This is a genomic window from Terricaulis silvestris (genome assembly GCF_009792355.1).
GTDB classification, from domain to species: Bacteria; Pseudomonadota; Alphaproteobacteria; order Caulobacterales; family Aquidulcibacteraceae; genus Vitreimonas; species Vitreimonas silvestris.
Genome location: NZ_CP047045.1, coordinates 1,129,412 through 1,142,410, shown reverse-complemented (window position 1 = coordinate 1,142,410; position 12,999 = coordinate 1,129,412). Strand labels below are relative to the sequence as shown.

Annotated in this window: 12 protein-coding genes; 9 read left to right on the top strand and 3 right to left on the bottom strand. The window is 63.3% G+C overall.

The window, feature by feature from the left end:
• Window positions 1-54 precede the first annotated feature (54 nt).
• The 3 genes from DSM104635_RS05510 (at window position 55) to DSM104635_RS19860 (ending at window position 2,806) form a co-directional block, all read left to right on the top strand.
• Window positions 55-558, top strand: coding sequence for a glutathione peroxidase (locus tag DSM104635_RS05510; protein WP_158765245.1), 504 nt, complete (start codon window positions 55-57; stop codon window positions 556-558).
• Between the two features lie 137 nt (window positions 559-695).
• The gene (locus DSM104635_RS05505) at window positions 696-1,307 is read left to right on the top strand and encodes a TetR/AcrR family transcriptional regulator (protein ID WP_228445887.1); all 612 of its coding nucleotides are present in this window, start codon (window positions 696-698) and stop codon (window positions 1,305-1,307) included.
• Window positions 1,308-1,426: 119 nt separating this feature from the next.
• Entirely contained in the window at window positions 1,427-2,806 is a 1,380-nt protein-coding gene (locus DSM104635_RS19860; protein WP_228445885.1) for a hypothetical protein, read from the top strand.
• 55 nt (window positions 2,807-2,861) lie between these two features.
• Here the strand turns inward: DSM104635_RS19860 and DSM104635_RS05485 are convergent, their stop codons facing one another.
• On the bottom strand, window positions 2,862-3,044 hold the full coding sequence (locus DSM104635_RS05485) for a hypothetical protein (protein WP_158765240.1): 183 nt from the start codon (window positions 3,042-3,044) through the stop codon (window positions 2,862-2,864).
• A 176-nt stretch (window positions 3,045-3,220) separates the two neighbouring features.
• Here DSM104635_RS05485 and groES point away from each other — a divergent pair, with 176 nt between their 5' ends.
• From groES to DSM104635_RS05460, 5 genes are all read left to right on the top strand, one after another.
• Entirely contained in the window at window positions 3,221-3,538 is a 318-nt protein-coding gene (groES, locus tag DSM104635_RS05480) for a co-chaperone GroES (protein ID WP_158765239.1), read from the top strand.
• Window positions 3,539-3,658: 120 nt separating this feature from the next.
• The gene (groL, locus tag DSM104635_RS05475) at window positions 3,659-5,308 is read left to right on the top strand and encodes a chaperonin GroEL (RefSeq protein WP_158765238.1); all 1,650 of its coding nucleotides are present in this window, start codon (window positions 3,659-3,661) and stop codon (window positions 5,306-5,308) included.
• 187 nt (window positions 5,309-5,495) lie between these two features.
• Window positions 5,496-5,768: a hypothetical protein gene (locus tag DSM104635_RS05470; RefSeq protein ID WP_158765237.1), complete on the top strand. Its 273-nt coding sequence runs from the start codon at window positions 5,496-5,498 to the stop codon at window positions 5,766-5,768.
• A 189-nt stretch (window positions 5,769-5,957) separates the two neighbouring features.
• Entirely contained in the window at window positions 5,958-6,602 is a 645-nt protein-coding gene (locus DSM104635_RS05465) for an imm11 family protein (RefSeq protein WP_158765236.1), read from the top strand.
• 171 nt (window positions 6,603-6,773) lie between these two features.
• Complete coding sequence (locus tag DSM104635_RS05460; RefSeq protein ID WP_158765235.1) at window positions 6,774-7,265, top strand: hypothetical protein; 492 nt, start codon at window positions 6,774-6,776, stop codon at window positions 7,263-7,265.
• Window positions 7,266-7,423: 158 nt separating this feature from the next.
• Here DSM104635_RS05460 and DSM104635_RS05455 read toward each other — a convergent pair whose 3' ends face one another.
• Window positions 7,424-9,811, bottom strand: coding sequence for a TonB-dependent receptor domain-containing protein (locus tag DSM104635_RS05455; protein WP_158765234.1), 2,388 nt, complete (start codon window positions 9,809-9,811; stop codon window positions 7,424-7,426).
• Between the two features lie 222 nt (window positions 9,812-10,033).
• On the opposite strand from DSM104635_RS05455, the gene nhaA reads away from it, so the two are divergent.
• Window positions 10,034-11,314 (top strand): Na+/H+ antiporter NhaA, encoded by a 1,281-nt coding sequence (nhaA, locus tag DSM104635_RS05450; protein ID WP_158765233.1) that lies wholly within the window; start codon window positions 10,034-10,036, stop codon window positions 11,312-11,314.
• Between the two features lie 179 nt (window positions 11,315-11,493).
• Here nhaA and hisS read toward each other — a convergent pair whose 3' ends face one another.
• Window positions 11,494-12,975, bottom strand: coding sequence for a histidine--tRNA ligase (gene hisS / locus DSM104635_RS05445; protein ID WP_158765232.1), 1,482 nt, complete (start codon window positions 12,973-12,975; stop codon window positions 11,494-11,496).
• Between the last annotated feature and the right edge of the window lie 24 nt (window positions 12,976-12,999).

Genomic DNA, 12,999 nt, shown 5'->3' with positions numbered 1-12,999 from the left:
CTTCAAGAGGTCTACATGCCCCGCCTTCCGGCCAGAAAAGCCCCGACACCACATATGACGACTGCACACGATTTCACCTTCGCCAAACTCAACGAGCCGGGCGAGATCAAGCTCGAAGACTATGCCGGTAAAGCCGTCCTCGTCGTGAACGTGGCGAGCGCGTGTGGCTTCACTTCGCAGTACCGCGATCTCGAAGCGCTCTACGAAGCCAAGGTCGGCAAAGGCCTCGTCATCCTCGGCGTGCCTTGCAACGACTTCGGCCATCAGGAGCCGGGCCAAGCCTCCGAGATCCGCGAGTTCTGCGACAATTCCTATCACGTCACTTTCCCGATGACGGAGAAGGTCGACATCAGCACGCCATCCAAGCGCCACCCGTTTTACAAATGGGTTGCCGAAGAGCTGGGCGAGAGCGCGCTGCCGCGCTGGAACTTCCACAAATACCTGATCGGCAAAGACGGCGCGCTGCTTGGCGCCTTTCCGTCGAAGGCTGCGCCCCTCGGCCCGGAAATCGTCGGCTCAATCAAAGACGCGCTCTGCGCGCCGGACAAAGCCGCTTAGCGCGACACATCACGTCGTCGATCTACCGCGAGCGCGGACAACCCAGCGTAGAATAACCCGAAGTAGGCCGTAGGCGCTATTTCCCACGGCTCTCATCCGGGATTAGGATCGTGTCCGTGACACTTCCTGGAGACAGAGTGGCCTCGCAGGCCCGCGCCCCGGACCGTGGCGTCGCCAGGCGGCAGGCGTTCCTTCAGGCCGCTCGGGAAGTCTTCCTCGAACAGGGCTACGAGGCGGCAAGCGTCAACGACGTGGTGCGCCGCGCCGGCGGTTCGCTCGCCACCCTCTACGCCCAGTTCGGCAACAAGGAGGGGCTGTTTCTAGCGGTGACGCAGGATCAGCACGAGCGCTTCATCCGCGACATCACGCCGGACAGCGTTGACCACCTGCAATTGGAAGCCGGTCTGCAAGCCATCGGCGAGCATTACGTCCGCGCCCTGCTCATGCCGGAAAACCTCGCCTTCTTCCGCATCGTGGTCGGCGAAGGCCGGAAGTTTCCTGAGCACCTGCAACGCTACATCTATACCGGCGCGGAGCGCGTGCGCGCTGTCATCGCGCGCTTTCTCGAAGCGCGCGGCGCTCAGATCGATGATCACGAAATGGCGGCCTCCTACCTGTTGGAGCTCTGGCGCAGCCGCCATCACTACCGCGCGCTCGCGGATGACGCTTACCGCGTTACCGACAGGGAGTTGTCGGAGCATGTCGGCGCCGCCGTCTGCTTCTTCATGCGCGCCGCAAAACCGAAATAGACCAACCTGAATCGCGCCTCGCGTGCGCGTTCAGTGCCGATTCAGCTCCCGTTCAGACGGCAAAGAAGATGCTTTCCTTGCGAGGGTGTGTCCGAGAGGATGCACAGGGAGCCCTTCGAATGAAAAAAGCCCTCATAGCGGCGCTCGCCGCCTTGAGCGCTGCGGCACTAGTGGCTCCGGCCGCAAATGCGCAGCGCGACGATCGCGGTCGCCATGAGCGGCGCGACGGAGATAACCGACGCGGTGACGACAATAACGGTGATCGCGGACAACGCGGCGAACGGCGCGACGATGACGGTCAGCGCGACCGTGGCCGTCGCGACGATGGCCAACAGGCGCCGCGCGCTGCGCCGGCGCCGCCGCCGGCAGCACAAACCGATCAGACGCCATACCGACGCTTGGACGGTGGCCGCAACGACGGCGACGACGCGCGCCGCGTGCGCGGCGGCGATGACGGCCAACGCCAACGGGTGCAGCGTAATGGCGGTCAAGACCAGCAAGGCGACCGCGCTCGTCGCGGCGGTGAAGACCGCGCCCAGGGTGCGCGCGGTGAGGACCGCGAACAGGGTGATCGCAGCCAAGGCGATCGCGCTCGCCGCGATCTAAACGGCCAAGGCGAATGGGCGCGGCGCGGCGGAGGCGATCAAGGCCAACGCGCCGGCGATCGCATCCGCGGTGACAACGGCCAGCGCGAATGGACCGGCCGCGACGGACGAGGCGGCGGCAATGACGGCCGTGGCGATCGCACGCGCGGCGACAACGGCCAGCGCGACGGGGCCGGACGCGGCGGCAATGACGGTCGCGGTGATCGTACACGCGGCGACAACGGCCAACGTGAGTGGACCGGCCGCGATGGACGCGGTGGCGACAACGCCGGCCGTGGCGGTGACAACGATCGCCGTGGCGAATGGAACGGCCGTGATGGCCGCGACAATCGCGGTGACGACAACGCCCGCCGTGGCGATGGCCGCGACAACCGGGGCGGCGATTGGGATCGCAACCGTGGCGGTCGCGATCAGGCCAGCAACGAACGCAGCCGGCGCGGCGGCGGACGTGATTGGGGCCGCGATGGCCGGCGTGATTGGCGCGACGATGACAATCATCGCCAGGAATGGGACCGCGGTCGGCATGACAACCGCTATAGCCGCTACCGCAACTCGCACCGCGACTTCGATCGCCCGCGCTACAACGACTGGCGTCACGTTCGGCACGGCTATTATTTCGATCGCGGCTACGCATCGATCGTGCGCGGCTACTACGGCCGCAATTACTACTGGTGGGCCTATGACGGCTGGCAACGTCCGTATCGCCGCTGGTCGGTCGGCTACCTGATCCCGGCGTGGCTCTATTGGGAGCCGGTGCCGTGGGATCTCTATTACCGGCTGCCGCCGGCGCCGTATGGCTGCCGCTATGTCTACGCTGACGGCGACATCCTGCTGATCGCCATCGCGAGCGGCATCATCCTCGATGCGCTGCTCTATGACGACGATTACTACTGAGCGCGCCTGAGAGAGACGGGAGATGGGGCCGCGAGCAATCGCGGCCCCGTCTTCGTTAGTGGATCAGCCTAACGCGGCGCGCCCGCGCCAGCCCGTAGACCGCTTGCGCAGTGATCGGCGGCGGCGGGCCTGGTGGAAGCGGCGGTTCATCGATGGGCTGGTCCGGACTTTCGGTCGGCGGCTGCGGCGGCAGGTCGGGCCGATCGGGCTCGGGATCGTGTTGGCCTGGGCGGTTCATGCGGTATCGAACGCGCCGAGCTGCTTTCGGCTCCCGGCGCAGGAAAGCCCTGCGCTTGCAGGGTGTTGACCTCGCCCCCTCCACCCCCTATCTCACGCCCGTTAGCAACCGAGCGGGCTGAGTGCCAGCCCTCGGTGAAAAGCTAAAAGGCCTTTCAAACCAAGGGAGTATCACCAGTGGCGAGCTTTCGTCCCCTGCACGACCGCGTTGTCGTCAAGCGCGTGAAAGAAGAAGAGAAGACCAAGGGCGGGATCATCATCCCCGACACGGCTCAAGAAAAGCCGCAAGAAGGCGAAGTCATCGCCGTCGGCCCGGGCGCCCGCGATGAAGACGGCGAGCGCATCGAACTCGATGTGAAGGTCGGCGACAAAATCCTGTTCGGCAAATGGTCGGGCACGGAAGTGAAGATCGACGGCGAGGAGCTCCTCATCATGAAGGAGTCCGACATCATGGGCGTCATCGAACAGAAGAAGGCGAAGAAGGAAGCCGCCTAAGCGTGGCAATCGGCAGTCGGCAATCGGCAGTCGTGAACTGCCGGCGCTTCGACTGCCGACTGCCTATTGCCGACTGCCGTCGGCGCAACAGTCGAATTCAAACACAGAGGTACAAACACAATGGCTGCTAAAGTCGTCAATTTCGGCGCCGATGCGCGCGAGCGTATGCTCGCCGGCGTCGACATTCTCGCCAACGCCGTAAAAGTCACGCTCGGTCCGAAGGGCCGCAACGTCGTGATCGAAAAGTCGTTCGGCGCGCCGCGCACCACCAAGGACGGCGTCACCGTCGCCAAGGAAATCGAGCTCGAAGACAAGTTCATGAACATGGGCGCCCAGCTCATTCGTGAAGTCGCTTCGAAGACCAACGACGAAGCCGGCGACGGCACCACCACCGCCACCGTGCTGGCTCAAGCCATCGTGCGCGAAGGCATGAAGGCCGTCTCCTCCGGCCGCAATCCGATGGATCTGCGCCGCGGCGTCGACAAGGCCGTGACCGCGATCGTCGAAGACCTGAAGAAGCGCGCCAAGAAAGTCACTGGCCCGGAAGAGATCGCCCAGGTCGGCGCCATCGCCGCCAACGGCGACACCGACATCGGCAAGTTCCTCTCCGATGCGATGGCCAAGGTCGGCAATGACGGCGTCATCACAGTTGAAGAAGCCAAATCGCTCGAAACCGAACTCGAAGTGGTCGAAGGCATGCTGTTCGACCGCGGCTATCTCTCGCCGTACTTCATCACCAACGCCGACAAGATGGAAGCGACGCTCGAGGATCCGCTGATCCTACTGTTCGAGAAGAAGCTCTCCAGCCTGCAAGCGATGTTGCCGATCCTGGAAGCGGTAGTGCAATCGCAGCGTCCGCTCCTCATCATCGCTGAAGACGTCGAAGGCGAAGCGCTCGCGACCCTCGTCGTCAACAAGCTGCGCGGCGGCCTCAAGGTCGTGGCGGTGAAGGCGCCGGGCTTCGGCGATCGCCGCAAGGCCATGCTGGAAGACATCGCCGTCCTCACCGGCGGCCAAGTCATCAGCGAAGACCTCGGCATCAAGCTCGAAAACGTCACCATCGACATGCTCGGCAAAGCCAAGAAGGTCGTGGTGAAGAAGGACGACACCACCATCGTCGACGGCGCTGGCGAGAAGGCTGGCATCCAAGGCCGCATCGCCCAGATCAAGGCCCAGATCGAAGACACCACGTCCGACTACGACAAGGAAAAGCTGCAAGAACGTCTGGCGAAGCTCGCCGGCGGCGTCGCGGTCTTGAAGGTCGGCGGCGCCACGGAAGTCGAAGTGAAGGAACGCAAGGATCGCGTTGATGACGCGCTCAATGCGACCCGCGCTGCGGTTGAAGAAGGCATCGTCCCGGGCGGCGGCGTGGCGCTGTTGCGCGCGGCGTTCAAGCTCAACATCAAGGGCGACAACGAAGACCAGAACGTCGGCATCGCCATCATCCGCAAGGCGCTCGAAGCGCCGCTGCGGCAGATCGTCGAGAACGCCGGCGTCGAAGGCTCGATCGTGGTCGGCAAGCTGCGTGAATCGAAGGACGAAAACTACGGCTTCGACGCGCAGAACGAAGAATACGTCGACATGCTGAAAGCCGGCATCATCGATCCCGTGAAGGTGGTCCGCACCGCGCTGCAAGACGCAGCCTCGGTCGCTGGCCTCATCATCACCACCGAAGCCACAATCGCCGAAGCCCCGAAGAAGGATTCGGGCCACGGCGGCGGCGGCATGGGCGGCGGCGGCATGGGCGGCATGGGCGGCATGGACTTTTGATCGGCAAAGCCGATCATCGCGCCGAAGCTCGCAGAGCGAAGGCGGACTAATCCAGCCACTCAGCACCAAAACGGAAACGGCGGAGCGCAAGCTCCGCCGTTTTTGTTTGCAGCACGAGGCAAACGCCGCTCTTGCCCGGTCTCGCTCCAGGTCTATCCTTCCAACTCAGCCTGAGGGATGAAAAGCCATGAGCTATGCTGTTGGTCCCGGCGATTTGGTTCTGTGCGTCAACGCTGCGCCAAACCACCTGACGGGCGAGCAAGTCCCGCTCGTCGTGGGCGAAACGTATACCGTCGGCGCGGTCATGGAGTTCGCGTGCCCGTGCGGACGCTCTGATGCGTTGCTCGATGTCGGCGTTGACTTCGCATGGTGTCAGACGCGTTTTCGGCTTTTGCCCAAGCCCAAATTCAAAACCGAAACCGTGACGCGCAGCGTATCCGCGCCAAAAGAGAAGGTGTGACGAACCGCACGCAGTTGGAGCGCGAGCGTGCGCGCAGCATCACTGCAAAGGTACGCGATTGGCCGAGATTTCCGCTTCTGGCCCGGAGCGGACCTCAGGCTTAGCCAATGGCTTTTGCGTGTGCGCCACGAAAGCATTGTTGAGCGACCTTAGGAGGCGCTATCTGCGGCTGACGCTAAGAGGAATTGCGTGGGCAAGAAAATATACTCCTTCGTGTCAGACGACTGCACGTTCGCGGACTGGATAAACCAGCCGCCGCCGTTCGATGCGCATTGGAGCCTCGACATTGCTCCAGGACCTCTGGCTGATCCCGGAGATTGCTCCGGAGGGGTGGGCTCTGGCTTCGCGCCGGATATGCCGAAGCCGGAGTTGCGTTTCGAACGGCCACGCGTCGGGCTTCATTTGTGCGACATACAGACCCACAACACGCGCGGCATTGTCGTTATGTCGGATCGCGCCAAAGGCATCTTGGAAGCAATTGATGCGAGCTCAGCGTTTGAGTTTCGCGAGGCCATCGCGACACTACACGACGGCTCGCCGGCGCCTAAATATTGGCTCGCAGACCTCACACGCCGCATTGCGGCGCTTGATGAAACGCATCCGGCAATAAAGATCGAGGAAAAATGGGTGCCTCGATTTGAGCAAACGCAGCGTCGCTTGCTGTTCGGGATAGATACAGACCTGCTATTCAAGTCAGACTTGGTTGGTGATCACCACATCTTCGGCCTGTTGTACTCGCCGAGCACGATTTGCTGCGATGACATAGTGGTCAACGCGATCTACCGGCACCGACTCGTCGGCCAGAAATTCTGGCCTATGGGCGAGACAGTCTAGGGTTCGCTCCCGGCGAATAGCGGACGCCCGGGCATCACCAAACCGCGCGCGTTTGCGCACAAACCCCAATCCCCCGAATCCCGCGCGTCCCACCCAGCATTTCCAACCACTTCCACGAAAAGCGCCCAAATCTATCCGCCCCCTAGACACACGGGCGTATCCTCACGGCGCTTGCACACTGCCCCCGCCCCCGCGCTCCCCACAGAGCTTCGCCTCAACCGCCTCCACAAATGGCTCTCACTTTGGCTGGTGTGGTTTGTCGCGCATGTGCTGGCGCACATCGCGCCCCGGCGCGCCGCCGCTTTGCTGGCGCAAGCGCGACGACGCACGCGCATCCTTCTGCAGGTGCACGCGCTGCGCCGCGTCACGCCGCCGCCTCAGCCCCATAGGCCACGCTGTTACGATCCATCGCGATCATGCCGGCGCTTACGCGCGCGCGTCCTCGTGGGCCACGCGCTCAATCGCGCGCTCAAAGCGCCCGACACGATCGCGCAAGCCCAACACCTCTACGCCATTCTCGCCAATCCGGAGCGCTGGATCGCGCGCATCGTCCGCCGCCTGAAGCGCCGCTTCACGAAGCTGCGCCGCGCGCCGCGATTCGCCTACAGCACGCCGATCACCAGCGTCGCACGCACAAGCGCCGTCATCCTCAACAGCTCGTAGCACGACCACGCCGCGCCGTTGGGTTCATCCGCTCGCGTTGAACAATCACCGCGAGGTGCGTCCGCTTGCCCGCCACACAACACCACAAAAATAATCGGGGCGGCTCTTGGGAAGCCGCCCCGAAGTCATGCATCTCGGGAGGATTGAGACGCTAGGGTTTAGAACTCAGTGCGCACCGACAGCAGGACCGTGCGCGGCGAACCGATCATGTAGTTCGGCGTGCCGGTCGTCGCCGTGCTAAGTGAACCTTGGTAAGATTCATCGAACGCGTTGAGCAGGTTGAATTGAAGCGCGGTGCTCTCGGCAAACTCCCAGTTCACATCGAAATCGATGACCGTGTACGCACCGGCGGCCAGATCGTTCACGTCCGTGCGCCAGCGTTCGCCAACGTAACGGGCTTGTCCCCCCAGTGTGAACGGACCGCCCTCGTATTCGCCGCGCAGAGCGAAGGTCCAGTCCGGCGTTTCGACCAGCTGCTTGCCGCCGGTCGGTGCGAACACGCCGGGGCTGGTTTCCAGATCGTCCTGCACTTCGCTATCGAGATAGGCGGCCGATCCGTAGAGCGAGAACGCGTCGGTGAACTGGTAGCCCGCCTGCGCTTCTGCGCCCCAGATGTCGACTGCGCCGACGTTGCGCGCGATGTTGATGTCGAGCACGTCGTCGTACGAGCGCACGATGCGGTTCTCGAACTGCGAGTAGAACGCGCCGCTCGAAAGGATCAGCGAACCGGCTTGGAAGCGGTAGCCGACGTCGAAGGTCTGCGCGGTTTCCGGCACAACCGAGTCCTGCAGGTCAGCTGGATCGATGCCGCTGTAAAGATCGTCCGTGCGCGGCGCCGAGATGGTTTCGGCGTAGCTGGCGTAGAACTGGTGGCCTTCGCCAGGGCGAAACGACACACCGATATTGGCCAACACGTCATCCCACTCGACTTCGGTCTCGAATGGGTCAACCGCCGTGCCGCCCGGATCGAAGCCGCAGGTCGGATCGTTGGTGCTGCCGAGCGCCGCCCAGCAGCGTTGGTCGAGTTCACGGGTGAACGTCGGGGCGCGAACGCCCACGTCGAGTGTGATGGTGTCGTCGGCGAAATCGCCGACATAGCGCACGCTTGGCTGGCTCAGCGTCGCGATCGAGAGACGGTCGCGCTTCTGGAACACGTCGCCGTCGATGTCGAAGATCTGGTTGCCGCCCTGCTCGTCCTTGCCGCCCCAGACGCTTTCCGGATCGCCGTTCGCTTCGAGATAGCCATACTCGCCAGTCTGGCGGTGGCGGCCGGTGTCGTAGGTGTAGCCGAAGATCAGGCGGTTGGTGTCGTTGAGGTCCCAGATCAAGGACGACGAGAGCGTGTAGCGGATCGTGTTGGTATTGCTCGGCGAGTAGAGGCGAACGCTGTCCAGCACGTCGCCGTCGAAATTGAGATCAACGCCGGGGCCGGTCGCGTTGGTGCCGGAATGATCGAGGCGGTTGTCGGTCTCGGCCACCACCGTCGTGCCACCGCCGTTGGCCAGTACGTACTGGACCGTCGGGTCGAGCGTGAATGTGAGGCTCTCGCCGAGCGAGAAGCGCGATTGACCGCGAATGTTGCCGGTGTGCGACGGGTTGATGCGCAGGTTATAGTAGTTCGTGCAGCTCGCCGGATCGGCGTTGTTGCTGGACGAGCCCGAGCCATCGTTGTCGGCGACGCCGGCAGTCGGCGCGTCGAGCACGCACGTGTCGATGTTGGCCAGCTTGCCGCCGGCCCCTGCCCAAGCCGCGTCATTGCCGGTGCGGTAGAAATTGTTGCGGTTGCGGTTCCAGTGGAACGCGAGGCTCATGAAGTCGCCATTCTCGCCGACCGGCTGATAGAGCCGCGCGTTGAACTGGTACTTCTCAAGTTCGCCCGGACCGACGAATTGATCGTAGTTCTGGTACGAACCCGACGCCCAGGCCGACGTGCCCCACGGGCCAAACGCGCCGGTTTCGGCGAGCGCGAATACGCGGCGATAGTTTTCCGAGCCGCCGGCGACGTCGAACATCAGACCAGCTTCATCTTCCGGCACACGCGTCACATAGTTGATCGTACCGCCGGTAACAGCCGCGGTTGGGCTATCGACGTCGGTGGTGCCGAGGTTGACGACCGCACGCGAGATCAGCTCGGGGTCGAGCATCTGGTTGGAAAAGATGGCGTAGTTGCCGGTGTCGTTGAGCGGAATGCCGTCGAACGTCACCAGAACGCGCGAGCCGTCGAAGCCGCGCATGCGCAGGTTGCCGCCCGACGAACCGAACGCATCGTTATTGGTGAAGTTGACGCCCGGCACCAGGTTGATCGTGCTCAGGATCGATTGACCCGGCGACTGCGTGCCGATGTATTCTTCAGTGATGGTCGAGCGCGCTTTCGGCGCGGTTTCCGCGACAATCGCCCCGTCCACACTGCGCCGTGCGCCGGTGACGACAATTGTCGTCTCTTCGTCTTGAATCTGCGACGCCGTCGATTGCGCGTGCGCGGCGCCCGCCATGGACAACGAGAGCGCCGTCAATGCGGCGCCCGACAACAACTTCTTCGAAAGCATGAAACACCCCCTCGGGGGCGACGCTGGCTCAGTGCTGCGTCGCCTCGCGGGGCGGCTGTTAACGGTCCACCTCGACAAACCGGCGACAGTTTGCTGACGAGTTTTGGTCAGTACGTTGACAGATTTGTTTCACGCACGGCTGGTGCGTGGACAAATCGTAAGCGTCGCTTGAGCGTTGCGATTGCTGTTGCGCTTTGATGACGCGTTTCTTAGCGATGAGTAATGGCGAAGTCAGAGGACCTATTGCAGAACCGCAACAGCGGTACGAGCTCCAAACCTTGGCACAAGCGCGACACCGCGCCCGGTTTCGTGCTCCTCGCCGCGACGGTCCTATCTTTCATGTTGCTGAACGGTCCGACCGGTTCGGCTTTTCATCACCTACTCGAAGACCAGATTGCCGGTCTCTCGGTCGGCCTCGGCGCCGGCGCGCATCCGGTAAACCTGCATCTCATCATCAACGATGCGCTGATGGTGATCTTCTTTCTTTATGTCGGGCTCGAGCTAAAGCGCGAGAGCGTCGAAGGGCCGTTCAAGAACCCGCGCGAAGCAGCACTCCCGCTGGCCGGCGCACTCGGCGGCATGATCGCGCCTGCGCTTATCTTCGTCGCGCTCAATGCACACGAGCCAGCATATCTGCGCGGCTGGGCCATTCCGGCGGCCACCGACATCGCCTTCGCCATCGGCGTGCTCTCGCTCCTCGGCCCGCGCGTGCCCGGCGGCCTGCGGCTCTTTCTGCTGGCGCTGGCAATCATCGACGATCTCGGCGCCATTCTCGTCATCGCCCTCTTCTACTCGACGCACCTCATTGGTTGGGCGCTAGGCGGCGCGCTGGTCACGTTTTGCGCGATGCTGGCAATGAACAAGAGCGGCGTGAGCAAGCTCTGGCCCTACGGGATGCTCGGCGTCGTGATGTGGGCCTTCATGCTGATCTCGGGCGTTCACGCCACCATCGCCGGCGTGCTCACGGCGATCACCATACCAATGCGCCGCGCCGACGGCGGCTCACCGCTGATTGAGTCCGAGCACGCGCTGAAACCGTGGGTGACGTTCGCCATCATGCCGATCTTCGCGCTGGCCAATGCCGGCGTCGTGCTCGAAGGCGCTGGCGTCGCAGCATTGCTTCACCCCATCGCGCTGGGCATCGCGTTCGGTCTCGTGTTCGGCAAACCGCTCGGCATCACGCTCGCCGCATTGCTTGCGAGTGCTGCGCTGAAGCAGCGCCTGCCGGGAACCGTGATGCAAATCATCGGCGTCTCCGTGCTTGCCGGCATTGGCTTCACCATGAGTCTTTTCATCGGCACGCTCGCATTCGGCGCCAGCGATCTCGCGAGGCCGGTGCGCTTTGGTGTATTGGGCGGATCGCTGGTTTCGGCTGTGCTCGGTTTGACGCTGCTCGCCTGGGTGTGCCGGCACAGCGCCCATACCGCGCATCAAACGCTCGGCCTTGAAGAAGATATCGCCGAAGCGCGCGGCGTCCTCGAAGACATCGATCCCAAGCCCTGAGAATCGAAAAGCGGCCGCGCCCCAAGGCGCAGCCGCTTCGCGTCGCAAATTTTTAGAGCGTCTCCTCCCCGAAACGCGACCGCCCGCGACGCCGACGGCCGGCGCGGACCCTGGATCAATCCGCCGCAAGCCGTCAAGCGCGTGGCGACATTGAGGCGGCCAAGCGTGGCTTTTTCGTCCTAGCGGGCGAGCATTTGCTGCACTGCAGCGACAACTTCTCCGCGAGGAACTTCACGCTGCGCCTGTTCGCGCGACTTGGCGTAGGCCTCGCGGTCCTCGCCCAAGTCCTTTGCGAGCTGTGCGCCGAGCTTCAGGTCTTTCAGCGTCACCGTGCCCTTGGCCAGTTCGTCACCGCCTTGGATCACAACGATTGGCGCATCGCGTTTGTCTGCGTACTTCAATTGAGCCTTCATGCCTGCCCCGCCGAGATACACTTCAGCGCGAATGCCAACGTCGCGCAGTTCCTGAGCGATGCCGAAATAGTCGCCGATGCGATCACCATCGAGCGCGAGCACAACAACGGGCGCATTCGCTGCAACGACTTCACCCCAACCGAGCCGTTCTTTCACCGCGGCAAGCCGGCTGACACCGATCGAAAACCCCGTCGCCGGCACGCGTTCACCGGTAAAGCGCGCGACGAGATCGTCGTACCGCCCGCCGCCTCCGACAGAACCGAAGTTCGCGCCGCCGCCGCCGATGAGCTGCGCTTCGAACACCGGCCCCGTGTAATATTCGAGCCCTCGCACAACCGACGTGTCGAGTTGCACGCGGCCGTCGAGATAACCCATCGTTTGCAGTAGACCGAAAATCTGCGCGAGTTCCTTCACGCCAGCATCGGCGATGCTGTCTGGCGCGACTTTGAAGTCCGGCGACACTTCGTTCCAAAGGCCGAGAATTCGATCCGGCGTTGGTGTCTCCGCCGAAGCGGTAGCAAACTTCAGGATCGGCTCGATCTGCGCGGCTTCGAGCTTGGCGCCTTGCGTAAAATCGCCGGACTCGTCTTTGCGGCCCGGCCCGAGCAACGCACGCACGCATTCCGCGCCAAGGCGATCCAATTTGTCGAGCGCGCGCAGCACGACGAGCCGTTGCGACTGAGCGCTTTGTGGAACGCCAACCAACTCCAGTAAGCCGTCAAGCAACTTGCGGCTCGAGACTTTGACCACGTAGTTGCCGCGCGCGACGCCGGCCGCTTCAACAGCGGCGCACGCCAACGCAACGATCTCAGCGTCCGCCGCCGGCGAAGCCGAACCCACGGTGTCCGCGTCGCACTGCCAGAACTCGCGGAAACGTCCCGGCCCGGGCTTCTCGTTGCGCCAGACCGGCCCACCCGCCCAACGGCGAAACGGCTTCGGCAACGTTTGCCATTGCTCGGCCGCGAAGCGCGCCAGCGGCGCAGTGAGATCGTAGCGAAGCGACAGCCAGCGCTCGTCGTCCTTGAACGAGAACACGCCTTCATTCGGACGGTCGAGGTCGGGCAGAAATTTACCCAACGCTTCGGTGAATTCAAGCGCGGGCGTTTCGAGGCGATCGAAGCCCCATTGTTCATAGACGCGGCCAACGGCTTCAACGACGCGCTCTTCGGCGGATGCCGCCTTGCCAAGCCGGTCAGCAAAGCCGCGTGGTTTCTCTGCGGCGACGCGGGACGATTCAGAATTGCTCATGGTGAGAGGCTTTCAGGAACGAGG